The organism is Microvirga splendida (genome assembly GCF_016427565.1).
GTDB classification, from domain to species: Bacteria; Pseudomonadota; Alphaproteobacteria; order Rhizobiales; family Beijerinckiaceae; genus Microvirga; species Microvirga splendida.
Genome location: NZ_JAELXT010000001.1, coordinates 354,472 through 373,950, shown reverse-complemented (window position 1 = coordinate 373,950; position 19,479 = coordinate 354,472). Strand labels below are relative to the sequence as shown.

General features: G+C 65.9%; 20 protein-coding genes. 11 read left to right on the top strand and 9 right to left on the bottom strand.

The window, feature by feature from the left end:
• Positions 1 to 456 precede the first annotated feature (456 nt).
• Complete coding sequence (gene hpt, locus JAO75_RS01805; protein WP_199046170.1) at positions 457 to 1,029, top strand: hypoxanthine phosphoribosyltransferase; 573 nt, start codon at positions 457 to 459, stop codon at positions 1,027 to 1,029.
• A 148-nt stretch (positions 1,030 to 1,177) separates the two neighbouring features.
• Here the strand turns inward: hpt and JAO75_RS01800 are convergent, their stop codons facing one another.
• Positions 1,178 to 1,687 carry a TspO/MBR family protein gene (locus tag JAO75_RS01800; RefSeq protein WP_199046168.1) on the bottom strand — a complete coding sequence of 170 codons (510 nt, stop codon included), beginning with the start codon at positions 1,685 to 1,687 and terminating at the stop codon, positions 1,178 to 1,180.
• Positions 1,688 to 1,760: 73 nt separating this feature from the next.
• Between JAO75_RS01800 and JAO75_RS01795 the strand changes: the two genes are divergently transcribed.
• A complete protein-coding gene (locus JAO75_RS01795) occupies positions 1,761 to 2,912 on the top strand; it encodes a trans-sulfuration enzyme family protein (protein WP_199046167.1) in 1,152 nt (383 codons plus the stop codon).
• A gap of 34 nt (positions 2,913 to 2,946) precedes the next feature.
• On the opposite strand, the gene JAO75_RS01790 is transcribed toward JAO75_RS01795, so the two are convergent.
• Entirely contained in the window at positions 2,947 to 3,690 is a 744-nt protein-coding gene (locus tag JAO75_RS01790) for a DUF4336 domain-containing protein (RefSeq protein WP_199046166.1), read from the bottom strand.
• Between the two features lie 256 nt (positions 3,691 to 3,946).
• On the opposite strand from JAO75_RS01790, the gene JAO75_RS01785 reads away from it, so the two are divergent.
• The 4 genes from JAO75_RS01785 (at position 3,947) to JAO75_RS01770 (ending at position 7,488) form a co-directional block, all read left to right on the top strand.
• Entirely contained in the window at positions 3,947 to 5,890 is a 1,944-nt protein-coding gene (locus tag JAO75_RS01785; RefSeq protein WP_199046165.1) for a bifunctional 2',3'-cyclic-nucleotide 2'-phosphodiesterase/3'-nucleotidase, read from the top strand.
• A gap of 259 nt (positions 5,891 to 6,149) precedes the next feature.
• Positions 6,150 to 6,875, top strand: a complete 726-nt coding sequence (locus JAO75_RS01780) for a hypothetical protein (RefSeq protein WP_199046164.1) — start codon at positions 6,150 to 6,152, stop codon at positions 6,873 to 6,875.
• A gap of 90 nt (positions 6,876 to 6,965) precedes the next feature.
• Positions 6,966 to 7,190 (top strand): hypothetical protein, encoded by a 225-nt coding sequence (locus JAO75_RS01775; RefSeq protein ID WP_199046163.1) that lies wholly within the window; start codon positions 6,966 to 6,968, stop codon positions 7,188 to 7,190.
• A gap of 154 nt (positions 7,191 to 7,344) precedes the next feature.
• Entirely contained in the window at positions 7,345 to 7,488 is a 144-nt protein-coding gene (locus JAO75_RS01770; RefSeq protein WP_199046161.1) for a hypothetical protein, read from the top strand.
• Between the two features lie 137 nt (positions 7,489 to 7,625).
• Here the strand turns inward: JAO75_RS01770 and JAO75_RS01765 are convergent, their stop codons facing one another.
• Complete coding sequence (locus JAO75_RS01765) at positions 7,626 to 8,516, bottom strand: YihY/virulence factor BrkB family protein (RefSeq protein ID WP_199046159.1); 891 nt, start codon at positions 8,514 to 8,516, stop codon at positions 7,626 to 7,628.
• A gap of 336 nt (positions 8,517 to 8,852) precedes the next feature.
• On the opposite strand from JAO75_RS01765, the gene JAO75_RS01760 reads away from it, so the two are divergent.
• Positions 8,853 to 9,719 (top strand): DMT family transporter, encoded by an 867-nt coding sequence (locus JAO75_RS01760; RefSeq protein ID WP_199046157.1) that lies wholly within the window; start codon positions 8,853 to 8,855, stop codon positions 9,717 to 9,719.
• A gap of 166 nt (positions 9,720 to 9,885) precedes the next feature.
• Here JAO75_RS01760 and JAO75_RS01755 read toward each other — a convergent pair whose 3' ends face one another.
• From JAO75_RS01755 to JAO75_RS01735, 5 genes are all read right to left on the bottom strand, one after another.
• Positions 9,886 to 10,050 carry a hypothetical protein gene (locus JAO75_RS01755; protein WP_199046155.1) on the bottom strand — a complete coding sequence of 55 codons (165 nt, stop codon included), beginning with the start codon at positions 10,048 to 10,050 and terminating at the stop codon, positions 9,886 to 9,888.
• A 128-nt stretch (positions 10,051 to 10,178) separates the two neighbouring features.
• Positions 10,179 to 11,270, bottom strand: coding sequence for a TRAP transporter substrate-binding protein (locus JAO75_RS01750; protein WP_199046153.1), 1,092 nt, complete (start codon positions 11,268 to 11,270; stop codon positions 10,179 to 10,181).
• Positions 11,271 to 11,524: 254 nt separating this feature from the next.
• Complete coding sequence (locus JAO75_RS01745) at positions 11,525 to 12,139, bottom strand: hypothetical protein (RefSeq protein ID WP_199046151.1); 615 nt, start codon at positions 12,137 to 12,139, stop codon at positions 11,525 to 11,527.
• Positions 12,140 to 12,259: 120 nt separating this feature from the next.
• Positions 12,260 to 12,985, bottom strand: a complete 726-nt coding sequence (locus tag JAO75_RS01740; protein ID WP_199046148.1) for a DUF4142 domain-containing protein — start codon at positions 12,983 to 12,985, stop codon at positions 12,260 to 12,262.
• Between the two features lie 74 nt (positions 12,986 to 13,059).
• Positions 13,060 to 14,025, bottom strand: coding sequence for a CAP domain-containing protein (locus tag JAO75_RS01735; RefSeq protein WP_199046146.1), 966 nt, complete (start codon positions 14,023 to 14,025; stop codon positions 13,060 to 13,062).
• A 149-nt stretch (positions 14,026 to 14,174) separates the two neighbouring features.
• Between JAO75_RS01735 and JAO75_RS01730 the strand changes: the two genes are divergently transcribed.
• The gene (locus JAO75_RS01730) at positions 14,175 to 15,278 is read left to right on the top strand and encodes a S1C family serine protease (protein ID WP_199046144.1); all 1,104 of its coding nucleotides are present in this window, start codon (positions 14,175 to 14,177) and stop codon (positions 15,276 to 15,278) included.
• Positions 15,279 to 15,378: 100 nt separating this feature from the next.
• Positions 15,379 to 15,813, top strand: coding sequence for a ribosome hibernation-promoting factor, HPF/YfiA family (gene hpf, locus JAO75_RS01725; RefSeq protein WP_199046142.1), 435 nt, complete (start codon positions 15,379 to 15,381; stop codon positions 15,811 to 15,813).
• Between the two features lie 186 nt (positions 15,814 to 15,999).
• Here the strand turns inward: hpf and clpB are convergent, their stop codons facing one another.
• Entirely contained in the window at positions 16,000 to 18,621 is a 2,622-nt protein-coding gene (clpB, locus tag JAO75_RS01720; RefSeq protein WP_199046140.1) for an ATP-dependent chaperone ClpB, read from the bottom strand.
• Between the two features lie 177 nt (positions 18,622 to 18,798).
• Here clpB and JAO75_RS01715 point away from each other — a divergent pair, with 177 nt between their 5' ends.
• A complete protein-coding gene (locus tag JAO75_RS01715) occupies positions 18,799 to 19,122 on the top strand; it encodes a hypothetical protein (RefSeq protein ID WP_199046139.1) in 324 nt (107 codons plus the stop codon).
• Positions 19,123 to 19,129: 7 nt separating this feature from the next.
• A complete protein-coding gene (locus JAO75_RS01710; protein WP_199046138.1) occupies positions 19,130 to 19,393 on the top strand; it encodes a hypothetical protein in 264 nt (87 codons plus the stop codon).
• Positions 19,394 to 19,479 lie beyond the last annotated feature (86 nt).

The following is a 19,479-nucleotide window of genomic DNA, read 5'->3' as shown; positions in this document are numbered from 1 at the left end:
CGTTGTCATCGTAGGGGTAGTCGTCGTGATCGAGCGCTTTCACACCTGGCCGAGCCGTCCTTGAGCGTTGCGGTTATGGGGCGGGAGACGTCCGCGATTCGCCTCCTTATCGCCCCGCTATGGTTAGCAAGCCATAAACTTGCAGGAGTGTAACGGGAAGCGAACCCCTCGCGGGATAGTGCCGCAGGACGAAATCTCCCTCTCCCGTGTGGGAGAGGGTTGGGGTGAGGGAAGGCCGGTGCCGGATAGAGTGCAGCGGGTGACGTGCTGCAGTGGGCACGGTCAGTTTTAGGCTGGTTGACCGTCACGCCCTCACCCCTGCCCCTCTCCCACACGGGAGAGGGGAGTGGCGGCGTGCTTTTGCTTCAAAAACCACCAACTCCGTTTGACATCCTGGGGCAGGCATGGTCGTGAAGGGGCGGCTTCGAGAGCCTCATATTTCTTTTCTGGACGATCATGATGAGCACTGCCCACCGCATCCGGGTTCTTTTCGACGAAGACACCATCGCCAAGCGCAACGAGGCGCTGGCCGAGGAGATCGCGGCCACCAAGCCCGAGAACCTGCTCGTGGTGGCGGTGCTCAAGGGCAGCTTCATGTTCGCCGCCGACCTGATCCGCGCCCTGCACCGGGCCGGGCTCGCGCCCCAGGTGGAGTTCGTGCACCTGTCGAGCTATCTCGACGGCACCGTCTCCACCGGCAACGTCACCATCCTGCGCGACGTGGAAAGCGACGTGCGCGGGCGCGACGTGCTGCTCGTGGACGATATCCTGGAATCGGGCCGCACGGTCACCTTCGCCAAGGACCTGCTCATGGCCCGCGGCGCCAAGAGCGTGAAGACCGCCGTGCTGCTGGAAAAGCCCGGCAAGCGCGCCGTGCAGATCCACCCGGAATATGTGGGCTTCACCTGCCCGGACGTGTTCGTGATCGGCTACGGCATGGATGTGGCCCATTCCTACCGGCAGCTGCCTTTCGTCGGCGTGCTCGACCATCACGACAAGGATCCGGACCTGTTCGACAAGCCGGAATAGCGCACGCTTCCACACACAATCCTCATCCTGAGGAGCCTGCGGAGCAGGCGTCTCGAAGGAGCCTCCAGTGCTCTCTGGAGACGCCTCGTCCTTCGAGACGGTCGCTGAAGCGACCTCCTCAGGATGAGGCTATCGTTCAGATGCTCGGCTAGGCGTTCAGCCGCCAGATCGTGCCGTTGAGCAGGGTCGCGTAGGCCACCCAGGCGAGATAGGGCACCAGCAGCAAGGCCGCCGTGCGGTCGAGTCTCCAGAAGATGCGGATCGTGGCGAGGATCGCCACGATCAGGGCCGCGATGACCACGAGGCCGGCGAGCGGGCTTTTGCTCCCGAAGAACGCGAAGGACCACGCTCCGTTCAAGGTGAGCTGCACGAAGAACGCGATGATCGCCGCCCTGCGTCCGGGCCGGTTCTCGGGCAGGGAGAGAATGCGCCAGAGCGCATAGGCCATCATGGCGTAGAGGATCGTCCAGGCGACCGGGAAGGCCCAGTTCGGCGGCGTGAAGCCCGGCTTCTGGAGCCCCGCATACCAGGTGGGAATGTTCGGCTGCGTGACGAGGCTCGCCGACACCGCCACCGCGACCACCGGCAGCACGGCCACGAGAAAACGGAGCAGCGGCGGCATTGCATGGCTGCCCGGCACAGTTTGGTCTGTATGCATCCCCGAAATCCCTTTAAGAGCAGCGTGTCTGTTTCTCAGTGACGCAACCTGTCACGCTCTCCGGAGGTTCCCTATGCCGTCATCGCGTTCCCGGTGGTCGAAGCGCAGCCTCACCGCGCAGGCCATGGGCCATGTGGATCCGATCACCAAGGCGGTCGTGCCGCCGATCCACGTGGCGACCACCTATATCCGCGATGAGGACAATGCCTATTCCTCCGGCTTCGTCTACGGCCGGCCGGACAATGCCACGGTCCGCGAGGCCGAGGAAGTGCTGGCGATGCTGGAGGAGGCCGAGGCCGGCGCGCTGCTGTTCTCCTCCGGCATGGCGGCGGCCACCGCGGTGTTCCAGGCCCTCGATCCGGGCGACCACATCGTGGCCTCCAAGGTCATGTACTGGGCCCTGCGCAATTGGCTCATGACCGAGGCGGTCCGCTGGGGCCTCAAGGTCGATTTCGTCGAGACCGACAACCTCGATGCCCTGCGCAAGGCGGTAAAGCCTGGCGAGACCAAGCTGGTCTGGATCGAGACGCCCTCCAACCCGCTCTGGACCATCACGGACATCGCCGGCGCCGCCGAGATCGCGCATGCGGCCGGGGCCAGGCTCGCGGTCGATTCCACCACCGCCTCGCCGATCCACACCCGACCGCTGAATCTTGGCGCCGACATCGTCATGCATGCGGCGACGAAAGTGCTGAACGGCCATTCCGACGTGGTGGCCGGCGCACTCGCCGGCGCCAAGGCGGATGCGTTCTGGACCCGCGTCGTCAATATCCGCAAGATGCAGGGCGCGATCCTCGGGCCTTTCGAGGCCTATCTCCTGATGCGCGGCATGCGCACGCTTCATGTGCGCACGGCGGCCCAGGCCAGGAGCGCCCTCGACCTCGCCCAGCGCTTCGCCGCGCACCCGAAGGTGGCCCGCGTACTCTATCCGGGCCTGCCGCAGCATCCCGGCCACGACATTGCCGCCCGGCAGATGGAGAACGGCTTCGGCTACATGCTGTCGATCCAGGTCTCCGAGGGCGAGGCCGCGGCGATCCGCACCGCCGCCCGGGTGGGCCTGTGGAAGCGCGCCACCTCGCTCGGCGGCGTCGAGAGCCTGATCGAGCACCGCGCCTCCATCGAGGGGCCGGGCACGCCCTGCCCGCCGGACCTCCTGCGGCTCTCCACCGGCATCGAGGACGTGGAGGATCTCTACCGCGACCTCGACGAGGCGCTGCGGGCCTAGACGGCCAGGATTGCCGCCGCTCCGACTACGGGGGCTAGAGAACCCACCGGAAGGCACGCTGCAGCTCGGCCGTGCCGTTCCCGTCATACCATCGTCCGTGGGCGATGATGACCCGCTCAGGGCTCCAGGCGATCATGCGCCGGACCGCGGCCTTCACGGCCCGGCGCTGACGGAGAAAGCTGAGCTGGAGATCCACAGGCGTCTTGCCGTCCGGATCGACAGGCCCGGCAAGGCGCAGGAGCCAGCGGTAGAACCATTGCCGAACCCGCCCCATCTCGAAATTCTCGATCAGGTCGGTGAGGATGAGCGTTTGCGAGGGGCGGTGGAAGAAATCGGCTTCCGTGAGCCCGTCTCCGTGGACGAGAACCTGATCCATCACGTCCGCCCATGCGGCCGCAGGCGCATCGCCGAGCACGCGGTCGACCGGAAGGGGGCGCTTCGCCTTGCGGTCGAGACCTGGAACCCCATGGACTTCGGCCTCGGGGAAGCGGGCCTTCCAATCCGGCACCCACCAGTAGTGAAGGGTGTTGGGGGCAATGAGGAAGCGTATGGGGCCAAGGGCCAGGATGCGCTCGACGAGGGCGCCGTCCGGCTCGATCGGCGAGTGAATCCACAGGCCTCCGTCCGGCAGGCGCACGACCGTCATCCGGGTCGGGAAGGGCAGCTTCAGGCCCATGTAGCTGAGCCGGATCTCCGGGCCGTCCACGATCCAGACATCCGGCGCAACCGGCTTCAGGACGTTCAAGGGCTCGTAGGGAACATACGCATCACGGCACATCCGTTGTCCTTCCGTTCCTGGCAGGGGCGTTCCGGCAGGGGCCGGCACGGCTCGAAGGGAGCGGCAGTGCCGCACAGACTAGGAAGAATGTCCAGTCGCGGAGCCCTGGAAGCGCCGTTCCGGCCGTGACGGCGGGGTCCGCCACGGGCTTCCGCAACGGCTGCGGCTCCATGGTGAGCCGGCTCATATTGATTCTGTCACAAAACTTGTGCTCTTGTAGCCTACAGCGAACTACGTTTCGTAAAAGGGAAGACCTATGACAACCTTGATTACCCGCCGCCGCGTCCTGCAGACCGGCGTGGCCGCCGCCGCACTTGTCGGCCTGTCGCAGACCGGCTGGGCCGCCGGTCCGCTCGTGAAGCTCCGCATCATGGAGACCACGGACCTTCACGTGAACGTCTTCCCCTATGATTACTATCGCGATGCGCCCGACGACAGCGTGGGCTTGGCCCGCACGGCCACCCTCGTGAAGGCCGCCCGCGCGGAGGCCAAGAACAGCCTGCTGTTCGACAACGGCGACATCATCCAGGGCTCCCCGCTCGGCGACTACGTGGCCTACCGCAAGGGCATGAAGAAGGGCGACGTGCACCCCATCGTGGCTGCCATGAACACCCTGAACTACGATGCCGGCACGCTGGGCAACCACGAATTCAACTATGGTCTCGAATTCCTGCAGAACGCCATGGGCGAGGCGAAATTCCCGCTCGTCTGCGCCAATGCGGTGAAGGCGAACGGCGAACCGCTGATCAAGCCCTGGCTCATCCTCGACCGTGAGGTCACCGACGAGTCCGGCGCGAAGCACAAGCTGAAGGTGGGCGTGATCGGCTTCGTGCCGCCGCAGATCGTGCAGTGGGACAAGGCCAATCTCGACGGCAAGGTGACCACCATCGACATCGTCGACGCGGCCAACAAGTACGTTCCCGAGATGAAGAAGGCAGGCGCCGACATCATCGTGGCCCTCAGCCATACCGGCATCGCGGGCGGCGAGCGCAAGGGCGGCGAGGAGAATGCTGCGCTCCACCTCGCCAAGGTCGACGGCATCGATGCGATCCTCACCGGCCACCAGCACTTCGTGTTCCCGGGCGGCAAGGAGTTCAACAACATCCCCGGCGTGGACGTGCAGAAGGGCACGCTGCACGGCAAGCCCGCCGTCATGGCCGGCTTCTGGGGCAGCCACCTGGGCTTGATCGACCTCGATCTTGTGAAGGAGGGCGATGGCTGGAAGGTGGCTGACTTCCGCACTGAGGCCCGCTCGATCTACGACCGCGTGGACCGCAAGGTGGTGGCGAAGGTGGGGTCCGAGGCCGGCGTCGTCGCCGCAGTCCAGGCCGATCATGACGCCACCCTGAAATACGTGCGCGAGCCCGTCGGCAAGACCGCCGTGCCGATCCACTCCTACTACTCGCTGGTGTCGGACGACGCCTCGGTGAAGCTCGTGGCCGATGCGCAGGCCTGGTACGTGGCCGATCAGCTCAAGGCCTCCGCCTTCAAGGACCTGCCGATCCTGTCGGCGGCAGCGCCCTTCAAGGCCGGCGGCCGCGGTGGGCCGAACTACTTCACCGAGATCAAGCCCGGCCCGCTCGCCATCAAGGACATGGCGGACATCTACATCTACCCGAACACGATCCGGGTGGTGAAGATCACGGGCGCCCAGGTGCGCGAGTGGCTCGAGCGCTCGGCCGGCATCTACAACCAGATCGATCCGGCCAAGGGCGGCGAGCAGGACCTCATCAACGCGAAGTTCCCGGCCTACAACTTCGACGTGATCGCCGGCGTCCAGTACAAGATCGACCCGACGCAGGCCTCGCGCTACGACAATGACGGCAAGCTGGTGAACCCCGATGCCCACCGCATCAAGGACCTCACCTATAACGGCAAGCCCGTTGCGGATGACCAGCAGTTCCTGGTGGTGACGAACAACTACCGTGCAGGCGGCGGCGGCAACTTCCCCGGCGCCGACGGCAGCACCATCGTGTTCGAGGCCCCGGACCTCACCCGCGACGCCATCATGCGCTACATCGTCGAGAAGAAGGAAGTGGCCCCGAAGGCCGACGGCTCCTGGTCGCTCGCGGTTCCCGCCGGCGTCACCATGACCTTCACCACCGGCCCGAACGCCGCCAACTATCAGCCGGCCGGCATCAAGGTCGAGAAGATGGGCGACGCGCCGGAAGGCTTCGTGAAGTACAAGATCGTCAACTGATCCTCACGGCATCGCAATCGGAAGCGGCCGGGCTCACGCCCGGCCGTTTCTTTTTTGAGTACCGCGACTGCAACACGCGAGCAAGCGTGCGCCATCCGGTTGATTCCGCTCTCCAATTTCTCTGCATCGCAGGGTCTTGTTCTGTCTGCGGCGTCGACCATGCCGAACAATGAAGATCGATTAACCGGGAATTAACCAGATCCAACTCGAATGGAGGCCGTATTGCAGTCTCCGTTACGATTTTATTCTGGTTCCTTCGATGTTATTTCTTCTTTGCCGGCGTGGAGCGTTGCTGCTTCCCCTCGTGCTGTTCTCCACCGCGGCGTGGGCGGAAGGGGAGGGGATCTGGAGCGCCGACCTCACGCCCCAGTGGCTCGACGATCATGTTGCTGTAACGCGCCGGGGCAAGCACCCGCGCCCCTCCTTCAGCCTGAACCGCACCCAGGTGTGGGCGAACGGCATGGCCAGTGGCTCTGCCCAGAGCTTCCGGCCCGGCGCGACCGGCCATTCGCTTGGGGCCAAGCTCCAGCCCCTGCACGACTACAACTTCCTCGTCGGCACCGAGCTGATCCGCGGCGGCGGGCACCATGGACCGCTGCAGTCGAAAGCCACCTGGGAGGCCTTCGTGACCCGCGATTGGGAGAGCCTCGGCGGCCTCACTTTCGGGCTGTCGACGGCGGGCCTCATAGACGTGACGAGCCACGGCTATGCGCAGTCGCTCAGCGGCTCCATGGGCATTCCGCTCGATCTGCCGCTGCAATCCTGGAGCACGCAGCTGCGCTTTGCGCCGAGCGTCAGCCTCGATGCCTTGAGCGGCGATTTCAGCACCGGCCTGCTGTCGGAAGTCATGGGACAGGCGCTGCTCAGCGCACCCACGGACCGGTTCAAATCCGTCCTCAACGTCTCCCTCGGCTACGGTCTTGCGCCGAGCACGCGGCCCGTTGCGTCGGCAAGGCTGGAGTTGAGGATCACGCCCAATCTTTGAGAGGGCGCCTCATGACTCATGACGGCGCGAGGCCATGAACCAGTCAGGCGCTCAGTCGTTGGCTCATGATTCTCATGACCGGAGACCCCCGTGGGACAGATTACCTTCGACGGGCTCGGGCCCTATGACCTGCCCGACGCCACCCATGCCGATGCCCAGAAGCACGGCGACGGCTTCATGCTCTCGTTCCGTATGTGGAAATCCGAGAATGAATGGACGCTGGTGCGCATCCACGTGGGCGGCAAAGAGGCCGACAAGCTCGCGCGGCAGATCGGCGACGAGCGCGTGAAGTCGGACGGCTCGACGATCATCTGACCGTGATGCCGTCGCTGAGGTCATGGGTTGAGACCATACTTACAAATGACGCATTGGCCGTGTAGGGTTCATCCATCAGCGATTCCTTAGTCGGCCGCTGCCCTTTTGGGCGCATGGTGCGTCTCGAAGCTGTCCAGGCTTTGGAGCATGAACCATGCCCGTCGATCTCCCCCCGCAGAAGAAGCTCGCCCAGACCGTTCCGGCCTCCTGGAACCTGGTCTTCGATCGTTCGCTGAATTGGCTGGCCGTGATGGTCGGTCTCGGCCTCTGCCTCTGGATCGTCACCCTCGGCGCGTGACGGGAGACCGGCTCTTGGATCCTGACCGCGACAGCAGATATCCCTGACTCAGCCTCATCGGCATTGCCGCCATCGGCCTGTTCGGGCTCGTGCTGATGGTGATCCTGACCCCGTGAGCGCTGCGACCGGCGCCCCCGTCAGGGCAGCGCGATCAGGTCGTTCATGTGCTGCGGCTTCGGCTCCTTGCCGAGGCGGCGGCGCTTGGCGAGGATGATCGTGCCGTTCAGCTCCCCGCCGAACAGGAAGATGGCGCTGAGCGTATAGAGGAAGATCAGGGCCACCATGGCGGTGGCAAGCCCCCCATAGGTGGAGGCGTAGGCCCCCGGATAGAACTCGAGATACCAGCTGAACGCGAAGCCGCCGAGAAGCCAGAGGGCGAGCGTCACGCCCACGCCGGGCAGCACCGCGCGGAAGCCGCGCCGTCCCGACGGGATGAGCTTGTAGGCCAGCAGCAGGCCCGCCACGATGACCACCGTCGCCACGCCGATGCGCAGGAAGGCGATGAGCCCCTCGAAGGGCTGCAGCGCCGGCACCCAGACGAGCATGAACCGCCAGAGGAAGGGGCCGAGCACCACGAGCAGGGCAAGCGCCAGCAGCATCAGGGCTCCGGCGATCACGAAGGCGATGGATTCGAGGCGCGTCAGCCACCAGGCGCGGGTCTCGCGCACCCCGTAGGCGCGGTTGAGCCCGACCCTGAGGCTCTCTACGCCGCTCGAGGCGAAATAGAGGGCGAGCACGAGGCCGAGGGTCACCACGTCGCTGCGCTTGACGGAGAGAATGGTGTGCACCTCGCCCGCGATGGGACCTGCGATCCCGCGCGGCCATGCCTCCAGGATGATGTCCGCCACCTCGTCGGCCAGGGTCCCGGTGCCGAACAGGCTCGCCAGCGCCGTGACCAGGATGAGGAACGGGAACATCGAGGTCAGCACCGAGAGCGCGATATGGCTCGCAATCGCCCAGGCATCGTGCAGCACGAAGCGGGTGGACGCGATGGCGAGGAGTTCGAGCCAGAGGCGAAGGCGGTTCAAAAGCAGGGTCTCCAAGAGCCTGGAGATGGTGCGGCAGGGGTTAAGGGCAAGGAAACAAGGGCTGAACAAGAGGAACGCCACCAGCCCTCTCCCCCCTTGTGGGGGAGAGTTGGAGAGGGGGGTGTGAGCGCCGACCTGGTGTCAGTCCTGCGCTGCACCCCCCTCCCTGGCCCTCCCCCACAAGGAGGGAGGGGACACCTGCGCCATTCTCGTCCAGCGCTCGAAAGACAATGAGCGTGGTTATCGTGTCGACATAGGGATGAGGCTCCATGGATCGACAAAGGCCGGGGCGGGAGCCTACAAGGCCACTCCTTCCGGTTCCGATCCTGTCCCGCCATGAGCCCCTCCCTCTTCGCCCGCATCGCGCCGCCGCTGTTCGTGCTCATCTGGGCCACCGGCTTCATCGTGGCACGGCTCGTGGCGCCCCATGCCGAGCCGCTGACGTTCCTGTTCGTGCGCTACATACTCGCCACCCTCGTGCTGGCCGCCATCGTCGCGGCGGCGCGGGTCTCCTGGCCGCGCCGCTGGAGCGACTGGCGCAACAGCCTGATCGCCGGGGTTCTCCTGCACGGGTTCTATCTCGGGGGCGTGTTCTGGGCGGTCAAGCACGGGCTGCCGGCCGGGATCTCCGCCCTGGTGGCCGGCCTGCAGCCGCTGGCGACAGGCCTTCTCGCCGGGCCCCTGCTGGGGGAGCGCGTCTCCCCTGGCCGCTGGGCCGGGATCGGCATCGGCTTCATGGGCGCCGCCCTGGTGGTGGCGCCGAAGCTGGGCGATGGCGGCGTGCCGCCGCTGGCGCTCTTCGTCTGCGTGCTCGGCATGCTCTCCATCACCTTCGGGACCATCTGGCAGAAGCGCACCGGCAGCAATCTCGACCTGCGGGTCAATGCGACCATCCAGTATATCGGCGCGGCCATCGTCACCCTGCCGCTGATGCTGCTGCTGGAGGAGGGGCATATGGACTTCACGCTTCCGCTCCTCGGCGCGCTCGCCTGGGCGGTGTTCGGCCTCTCCATCGGGGCCATCGGGCTGCTGCTGTTCCTGATCCGCCAGGGAGCGGTCGTGGGCGTCGCGACCCTGCTCTATCTCGTGCCGCCGGTCGCGGCGCTCATGGCCTTCGCGCTCTTCGGCGAGACCCTGACCCTGATCCAGCTCGCCGGCATGGCGCTCGCGGCGTTGGGCGTCGCGGTGGCAAGCAGGAGCTGACACGAACACAAACAGCCAGACCTCACACCCTCAACCTCATCCTGAGGAGCAGACGCAGTCTGCGTCTCGAAGGAGGCTCCAGAGAGCACTGGACGATCCTTCGAGACGCGAGCAAGCTCGCTCCTCAGGATGAGGTCAGAGGTTGAAAACAGCCTTCAGGATCGACTTACTTCGTGATCTTCACGGCGACCGGATCGCTGGCCGGGAAGGTTTCCTCCACGGCCTCGTCGAGCAGCTCTTCCTGGTGCGTCTTGTCAGTCTCGGTCTGCTTGTTGTCCTTAGCGTTATTCTTGTCCTGCGTGCTGTCCTGATTGCGGTTCTTGTCCGTCATGACGGTTCTCCATCGCCGGATTGCTGTTGCTTGTCAGGAAGACAACGCATCAGGCCAAGCCTCGATCCGCCTTGAACCTCAATTGGAAACGGCGCCTTTCGGCGCCGCTCCTGAGATCAAGAAGAAGATCAGCGGGGCTGGCCCTGCTGCTGGTTGACGAAGTAGTCGAAGGGCAGCTCCGCGATGCGGAACCAGGTCAGCTCCTTGTCGCGGAAGGCGCTCCAGGAATCGTACACCTTCTTGAACTTGGGATTCGCGGCCGCGAGTTCGCCGTAGAGCTTGTAAGCCTCCTTGTAGCTCTGCTCCATCACGTCGCGCGGGAAGGGGCGCAGCTGCACGCCCTGGCCGACGAGGCGGCGGATCGCTTCGGCGTTCTGCGCGTCGTACTTGGCCACGCACATGGCGTTGGCCTCCGCGCAGGCCGCCTCGAGCACGGCCTTGTAGTGCGCCGGCAGCTCGTTCCACTTGTCCAGGTTCACGTAGAGCGAGGGCTGCGCGCCGCCTTCCCAGAAACCGGGATAGTAGTAGTATTTGGCGACCTTCACGAAGCCGAGCTTCTCGTCGTCATGCGGGCCGGAGAACTCCACCGCATCGAGGGTGCCGCGCTCGAGCGCCGGGTAGATGTCGCCTGCGGCGAGCACCTGCGGCACCACGCCGAGCTTCTGCATGATCTGGCCGCCCATGCCGGCGATGCGCATCTTGAGGCCGCTCAGATCCGCGATGGAGTTAATCTCCTTGCGGAACCAGCCGCCCATCTGCGCACCGGTCTGCCCGGCCGGGATCGGATGCACGTTGTAGTCCTTCATGAACTCGCGCATGAGCTCGAGGCCGCCGCCGTAATACATCCAGGCATTGTGCTGGCGCACGTTCATGCCCCACGGCACGGAGGTGTCGAACATGAACGTCGGGTCCTTGCCGATGAAGAAGCTCGACAGGGTGTAGGCGCTCTCGACCGTGCCGTTCTGGGTGGCGTCGAGGGTCTGGAGCGCGCCGACGATCTCGCCCGCGGCGAAGGGCTGGATCTGGAACTTGTTGTCGGTGGCGGCGGCCACGCGCTTGGAGATCATCTCGCCCGCGCCATAGAGGGTATCGAGGCTCTTAGGGTAAGCCGAAGCCATGCGCCAGCGGACTTCCGGCTGGGCCTGCGCGATGGCCGGGGAGGCGACCACGCCTGCGGCGGCCGCAAGGCCGGCCCCTTTGAGAACTTTTCTTCTGTCCATGAGCGTTTCCTCTACCGATTTATGTCGTCAGTGCCGGTTCGGCTGAACAATCCATAAAGCGGGAGGTACGGGGCTGTCACTCCATCTTCCGTAGAGACAGCTATGCAGCAGCGTCATCCCGGACGCAGGGTGTTTGGGGGAGGGGCGTGTCATCCCCGGCGGCCGCAGGCCGGGAAGGGGATCCACTCACACGCACTGCGCCATGGATTCCCTTCCCCTCCGCTATGCTCCGGCCGGGAATGACACTGTTGAAGCTACCGTTCCTCGCTGCCGCCCTTGGAGAGGGGCCGCTGGCCCTGCGGGCCGCCGGCGCGGCCGGAGCGCTTCGGCGGCTTCTCGTCGCCCGTGGAGGAGGTCGACTTGCCGCCGGACTGGCTGGCCGTGGGATGGCCGCGCACCAGGGTGCCCTTGGGCACGTCCACAGCGTTGCCGGGGGCCGGCACCCGGGCCCGGGAGGCCGCGCCGCCGCTCATCCCCGTGGGGCCCATCGAGCCTTCCGTCTGCGGGGTGCGGGGAGCCGGGCTCTTGTTGGCGGTGGTGTTGACGCCTTCGGCGATCTCCTCGTTCGACATCCGGAAGCCGGCCTCGTCGTCTTCCTTCTCCGGCACCTCCTTGAAGGAGTGGATCCCGGCCCGTGAACCGCTCTGGACCCGGTTGTCGTCCACGCGGTCGATGTCGAGATCGGGGTCGAGCTTCTTCGAGGCACCCATCTGACCGGTGGCCTTGGCGGCCGCGCGCTTGGTGTTGCCGATATCGTTGCGCTGGGTCGGTCCTGCGACGAAGTCGTCGCCGGTCTCTTCCTGCACAAGCTGGTTCATCACCTCGTCCACGTCCGGTTCTGTGGGCTGTCCGCGCTTGTCTCGCGCCATGAGCTGTTCCTCTTCTTGGGGGTTCGAGCAGGCCGCCCGGCCTGCAGCTTGAAAAGGCAACGTCCTGTTCGGGACGGGTGTTCCGGTCTCACGACCGTGAAAAGAAAGGCAGGTCGGATGCTACTGGCCAAGCTCCTTTTGGATGTCCTGCAGCATCGTGAGATGCTCCTGGATCTGGTTGCGCGCCAGCTTGGCCAGGTTCGTGGTCTCGCGATTGCCGGAGCCCTGCTGCAGATAGCTTTCCTGCAGCTTCAGCAGCTCCTGGTGCCCCTGGATCTGCATGGCGACATAGTCCCTGTCGAAGGCAGGGCCCGCTTGCGCCTTCGAGAGGCGCTCCATCGCCTGTGCATCGTCCTGCGGCAGCACCGGCGCCGTGGAGGCCGCAGCCTGGGCGCCGCGGGTGGTGGACGCGGTGGCGTTCGGCTCGGCGAAGGAGTGCATGATCTCGGTGAGCAGGTTCTGCTCGCCGACCTCGAACTCGGCGAACTGCTTCACGCGCGGATTCTGCGCCTTGCTCAGCGCGAAGTTCGACTGCTGCAGCGAGACGGTGCTGAGCGCCAGCATCTGCTGGATGTACTGCCGGTCGGCCTGCGACTGCTCCTGGCCAAGGGCGGCCGGCGCGCTGTTGGCCTGGCCCTGGCGGGCAGGGGTCCGCGTGTCCTGCGGGGCGCCGCCCTGTTGCGTGCGCTGCTCGCGCTGCTGCGCGTTCTGCCCGAGATCCGGGTTCACCCGCTGTTCGGCGGGCTGCGGCGTGACGGAAAACGGAATGGCCTGGTTCTGCTGCTGGGCAAAAGCGGGAACGGCGACGGCGGCCATGAGGCCGGCGATCACGAGACGGCGTGACATCAAGGATTCTCCTGCAATCGACTGTGAGAGCGAACGTTTGCGGGAAAGTTTGGTTCAGGCCGGCGGAGCGTCGGTCATGGCCTCTGCCGCTGCCGGCCCAGGACGAGCAGCGCGCTTTTCAGCCCATCGCCATTCGCCCGGATGATGAACCCAGCATGCGTGAAGCTCCGGTCGAGCAGGCGATCGCGGTATTGCGGGTTGTCGAGCCATTGCTGGAGAAAGGAGCGGACATCCCCTGCGGTCGGCCGGGTGCCGCATCCGCCGCAGGTCGCCATGACGACCGCAAGGCTGCTCCACTGCATGCGTGCATCGGCCGGAAGCGCATCCATCGGATTGGACGATTCACCGGCCGTGAAGGAGCCGGGGTCCGCCTGCGGCAGAAGCTGAGCTGCCGCCTCCACGAGCGCCGGATGCGTTTCCACCGGCGGCAGGTCCTCCCGCGTTCGCGCCCTGTTGAGCCGCTTTTCCAGGAGCGCATTCTGCTCCTGCCGGTCGAGCGCGGAGGCTTCCTCGGGTTGCCGGTCTCGCGATGTGCCCGGCCCGGCGAAGGTCTGGACGGCATAGAGCGTGCGGTCATCGCCAACCGCGATGCCGAACCCGAACGAGGCGAGCCCCTGCCTCAGGATGTTCTCCCGATGAGGCGGAGAATCCATCCAGCCCTGGTGCAGTTCCTCGACACGATCTTCCGTCGGCGGCGATGGGCAACCCTGGCAACGCGCGATGTTCTCCGCCGTCAGCTTCCATCGGCTTCCGCCCGCGTCCAGAAAACGGTCCTGAACCGATTCGCCTTCCGGTGAGGTGTGCGAATAGTAGTTTCGCCGCAGCATGTCCTCGGCATGGTTCTGCGCAGCCTCGTTGAGACCGTCCTGTAACCGGAGGGCCTCCAGGCCGCGATCCGCCCTCTCCCGATTGACCAGTTCCAGCGCCCGCTGCCTCAACTGGTCGAGCGGTCCCGTTTCGACGCCGTGGGCTGCGCCCGCGAGCGCAAGGGCAGCCATCAGGGCTCCGGCGGCAAGACGCCCAAAACGAAACTGAAGCATCCTTATCGCGCTCCCTGTAACCTCGGCTCAATCGACGGGCAGCGTGAAGGTTCCGGAGCGCCATGCCGCGCCTTCCTCTGGCCTCGGCGAGGGAACGAAGCGTTCACACGGGCGTCCCCATGAGGGACGACGCGGCAGGTGGAGGTGACATGCAGGATCGGGTTACGCGCGTAGGGATCATCGCCATCGCGGTGCTGCTCGCAATCTTCATTCTTCAGCCCTACGTGAACACCTATCTGTACTCCGCCCGTGAGCCGCGGCCCGTCGCGGCGCGCGGCGACCTGGCGGAGTTCGAGCGCACGACGATCCGGCTTTTCGAGACGGTGGCGCCCTCCGTGGTGCAGGTGGTGGCGCTGCGCGGCCGCGGACCCGCCGGCGGCGACCCGGCAGGCTCCGGCACGGGCTTCGTGTGGGATGCGGCGGGCCATGTGGTGACGAACCAGCACGTGGTGGAGAACGGCTCATCCTTCGTGGTGCGCCTTGCCTCCGGGGAGGTGCGGCCGGCGGAGGTGATCGGGCGCGCGCCGAACTACGATCTTGCCGTCCTGAGGCTCCAGCGCCAGGGCGCGCTGCCGGCGCCCGTGACCGTGGGGAGCTCGGCCGACCTGAAGGTGGGGCAGGCGGCCTTTGCCATCGGCAACCCGTTCGGGCTCGACCAGTCGCTCACCACCGGCATCATCAGCGCCCTCAAGCGCCGCCTGCCCACCAGCGGCGGGCGCGAAGTTGCCGACGTGATCCAGACCGACGCGGCCATCAATCCCGGCAATTCGGGCGGCCCGCTCCTCGATTCCGCCGGGCGCCTCATCGGGGTGAACACGGCCATCTTCTCGCCGTCGGGGACGAATGCCGGCATCGGCTTCGCGATTCCCGTCGACGTGGTCAACCGCGTGGTGCCGGAGCTCATCCGCACCGGCCGTGTGCCGACACCCGGCATCGGCATCCTGGCAGGCGACGAGACGCTTGCGGCGCAACTCGGCGTGACCGGCGTGATCGTGGCCGGCGTGGTGCCGGGCTCGCCGGCAGACCGGGCAGGCCTGCGCGGCGTGGACGTGCGGGCCGGGATCATCGGCGACGTGATCGTGGGCGTCGAGGATGCGCCCGTGCGGCACTTGTCGGACCTCACCGACCGGCTGGAGCGGGCCGGCGTGGGAAACACCGTCTCGCTCAGGATCGTGCGCAACAACCGGACTGAGACCGTCGAGGTGTCCATCGTCGACGTGGGCGAGCAGAGAGCACGGGCGCGCAGACCCTGAACAACGGATAACCTTGGCAGGACCGGTTTTGTTGCATCGCGGGCGAAACCTTCCTGCAGTCCCGCCGTTAGCCATCGAACCTTCATCCAAGGAGGAGCGGATGGATCCCGAAGGCGCCGATAACAACATCCTGGTGCAAAGCTCGACAGTCGATCTGGGCGAAAACTTCCCCCAATATGCCAAAACGAATATCCGTCAGGTCGCCGGAAAGTATTTCGGGCGGTTGAGCACGGCTTCCGTGCACGTCACCCGCGAGGGCATCACCTATCGGTGCACGGTCAACATGCAGATGGGCGCGCTCAAGATCATGAGCGGCGAGGCCAAGAACAAGGACCTCTACGCCGCCTTCCGGGCAGCCCTCCAGAAGACCGCCAAGCAGCTTCGCCGCTCCAAGCGCGAACTGCGCGACGACAAGGGCGAGCGCACCGACAAGGATGCGCTCCTGCGCGAGGGCGCACGCAACCCCGGACGCGACCGCGACGATGCGGGCCTGCCCATGAACGACGAGGGCGACTACCGCGCGGCGGCGGAGTAACCACACATCATCATTCCACCCCGTCATCCTCAGGCCAAGCGTAGCGAGGGAAGGGGATCCATAGCGTTGCGCTTGATCGTGGATTCCCTTCCTCTCCGCTGACGCTCCGGCCGGGAATGACACGGAAGTGCGAAAACAAAAAAGGCCGGGCGAATGCCCGGCCTTTCTCGCTGTTGTGTTCGTGTCTTAATTCAGCCGCACGCCCTGCGGCGGGCGCTCGGTGCCGCTCACCGTCACGTCGCCGATCATCAGGCCCATGGGGCCCGCATGCACCGGCACGGTCTCGCCGTCCTTGACCTCGCCGGCAAGAATCAGCTCCGCCAGCGGATCCTGCACGTGCTTCTGGATCACGCGCTTCAATGGACGCGCGCCATAGGCAGGATCGTAGCCCTTGTCGGCCAACCATTCACGCGCCTCCTCGTCGAGTTCCAGCGTGATCTTGCGGTCCGTGAGCAGCTTCTGCAGGCGGCGCATCTGGATGTCCACGATGGCACCCATCTCCGAGCGCTGCAGCCGGTGGAACAGGATGATCTCGTCCACGCGGTTGAGGAACTCGGGCCTGAAGTGCGAGCGCACCACGCCCATGACCTCGTCGCGCACCGCATCCGTATCCTGACCTTCGGGCTGGTTCACCAGATATTCGGCGCCCAGGTTCGAGGTCATGATGATGAGCGTGTTGCGGAAGTCCACGGTGCGGCCCTGGCCGTCCGTGAGGCGTCCGTCGTCGAGCACCTGCAGCAGCACGTTGAACACGTCCGGATGCGCCTTCTCGATCTCGTCGAACAGCACCACCTGATAGGGCCTGCGGCGCACGGCCTCAGTCAGAGCGCCGCCCTCCTCGTAGCCCACATAGCCGGGAGGTGCGCCGATGAGCCGGGCGACAGAGTGCTTCTCCATGTATTCCGACATGTCGAGGCGCACGAGGGCGGTCTCGTCGTCGAACAGGAAGCTCGCCAGCGCCTTCGTCAGCTCCGTCTTGCCGACGCCCGTGGGGCCGAGGAACATGAACGAGCCGATGGGCCGGTTCGGATCCTGCAGGCCTGCGCGGGCGCGACGCACGGCGGTGGACACCGCCGCCACCGCCTCGGCCTGGCCGACCACGCGCTTGGCGATCGCCTGCTCCATCTGCAGCAGCTTCTCGCGCTCGCCTTCCAGCATCTTGTCGACGGGCACGCCGGTCCAGCGCGAGACGACGCCGGCCACATGGTCGGGCGTCACGGCCTCTTCCATCAGCCCGCCGCCATCGGCATGGGCCTCGACATCGGTCAGCTGCTTCTCCAGGTCCGGAATGACCCCGTAGGAGAGTTCGCCGGCCTTCGCCCAATCGCCCGCGCGCTGCGCCTGGCTGAGCTGGTTGCGCGCTTCCTCGAGCTTCTTCTTGAGATCGGCCGCGGTGCCGAGCTTGTCCTTCTCGGCCTTCCAGCGCGCCGTGATGGCAGCCGACTGCTCCTCCAGCTCCGCCAGCTCCTTGGTGAGGCGCTCCAGGCGGTCCTTGGAGGCGGAATCCGTCTCCTTCTTCAGGGCCTCCTGCTCGATCTTCAGGCGCACGATCTCGCGGTCGATGTTGTCGAGTTCTTCCGGCTTCGAGTCGACCTGCATGCGCAGGCGCGAGGAGGCCTCGTCCACGAGGTCGATAGCCTTGTCCGGCAGGAAGCGGTCGGTGATGTAGCGGTTCGACAGCGTGGCTGCCGCGACAAGCGCCGAGTCGGTGATGCGCACGCCGTGATGCTGCTCGTACTTTTCCTTGAGGCCGCGCAGGATCGACACGGTGTCCTCCACCGTGGGCTCGCTCACGAAGACCGGCTGGAAACGACGGGCGAGCGCCGCGTCCTTCTCCACATGCTTGCGGTACTCGTCGAGAGTCGTCGCGCCGACGCAATGCAGCTCGCCACGCGCCAACGCAGGCTTGAGCAGGTTCGACGCATCCATAGCACCGTCGGCCTTGCCGGCGCCGACGAGCGTGTGCATCTCGTCGATGAACAGGATGATGCCGCCTTCCGCCGACGTCACTTCCTGCAGCACGGCCTTCAAGCGCTCCTCGAACTCGCCGCGATATTTGGCACCCGCAATCAGCGCGCCCATGTCGAGAGCGAGCAGCTGCTTGTCCTTCAGGCTTTCGGGCACGTCGCCGTTGACGATGCGCAGCGCCAGGCCTTCGACGATGGCGGTCTTGCCGACGCCGGGCTCGCCGATCAGCACCGGGTTGTTCTTGGTGCGCCGCGACAGCACCTGAATGGTGCGGCGGATCTCCTCGTCGCGGCCGATCACCGGGTCGAGCTTGCCGTCGCGGGCCGCTTCCGTGAGATCGCGCGCATATTTCTTGAGCGCATCATAGGCGTTTTCCGCCGTCGCGTTGTCGGCGGTGCGGCCCTTGCGCAAGGTGTTGATCGCGGTGTTGAGCCCTTGAGCGGTCACGCCGGCCTGGGCCAGAATTTTTCCGGCCTCGCTATCCTTCTCGACCGCGAGCGCCAGCAGCATGCGCTCGACGGTGACGTAGGAATCGCCCGCCTTCTCGGCTGCCTTCTCGGCGGTGTCGAAGAAGCGCATCAGGTCGCGGGTGGCCTGCGGCTGCGCGGCGGAGCCGGAAACCTTCGGCTGTTTGGCGAGCCATTGCTCCACCGCCGCATGGGCGTCGCGGGAGCGCCCGCCGGCCCGGTCGATGAGACCGGCGCAGAGGCCTTCCGGATCGTCCAGCAGGACTTTCAGCACATGGCCCGGCGACAGCTGCGGGTGGCCTTCGCGCATGGCGAGATTCTGGGCTGCCTGGACGAAGCCCCGGGCGCGCTCGGTGTATTTTTCGAAATTCATCAATCATCCCTCCTCAGGTCAGCCCGCCCTCTTGGAGGCACAGGCCGACCCTGCGATGTCGGACCTCCATACCGGAGCATCCGCTGGAGCTTAGGTGGGGGCATTGATCCAGGACAACAAGAGGGGAACCGGCTTCCCATCCTGGCATTGACCCCACAACAGTTTGAGGAGGTTACCATGACACGCGACCCGCGTTCGGAAGCCGAAAAGGCCCGTGCCGACCTGGCCCGCAATGCGGAGCTTGGCCATGCCGTGCCCATGAGCCCGGTCGAGCAGCAGCCCTCCGTGACGCCGGAGACCTTCGGCGACACCACGGAGAACGGCCGGGTGATCCGGGACGATCAAGGCCGCCCGGGCAACGAGGCGGACCGCGACATCGGCGATTCCACCGGCACCATGGCGACCTCCCGCGACATCCCGGTCTCGCGCCAGAACGTCCAATCCCCGCCGACCCATCGCAGCGACGAGAGCGACGGCGTGCTCTCCCGCGCCAAGGAGTAATCACACCATGGCTCTTTCCGATATTTTCTCCATGTTCAGCCCCAAGAAGCGCAAGGCCGAGAAGGCTCACGAGGAGCTGGTGGCCAATGCCGAGAAGGCGCTGCGCATGAAGAAGGAGGCCGGTCCCCAGACCAGCATCCCCGAGCACAAGACGGCCAACGAGGGCATGAACCCGAAGACCACCGACGAGGATCACATCCCGGCGCGCGAGGGTTTCAACACGCCCGAGCTCAAGCGCACCCGGGTCGCCCGCTCAGGCGACGCTTCGTAAGCTCCGGATCGCGTGCGTGAAGAAAAGCCCTGCCAACCGGCGGGGCTTTTTCTATGATGGGGAGCCTTTCCTCGACCAAGCGAGAG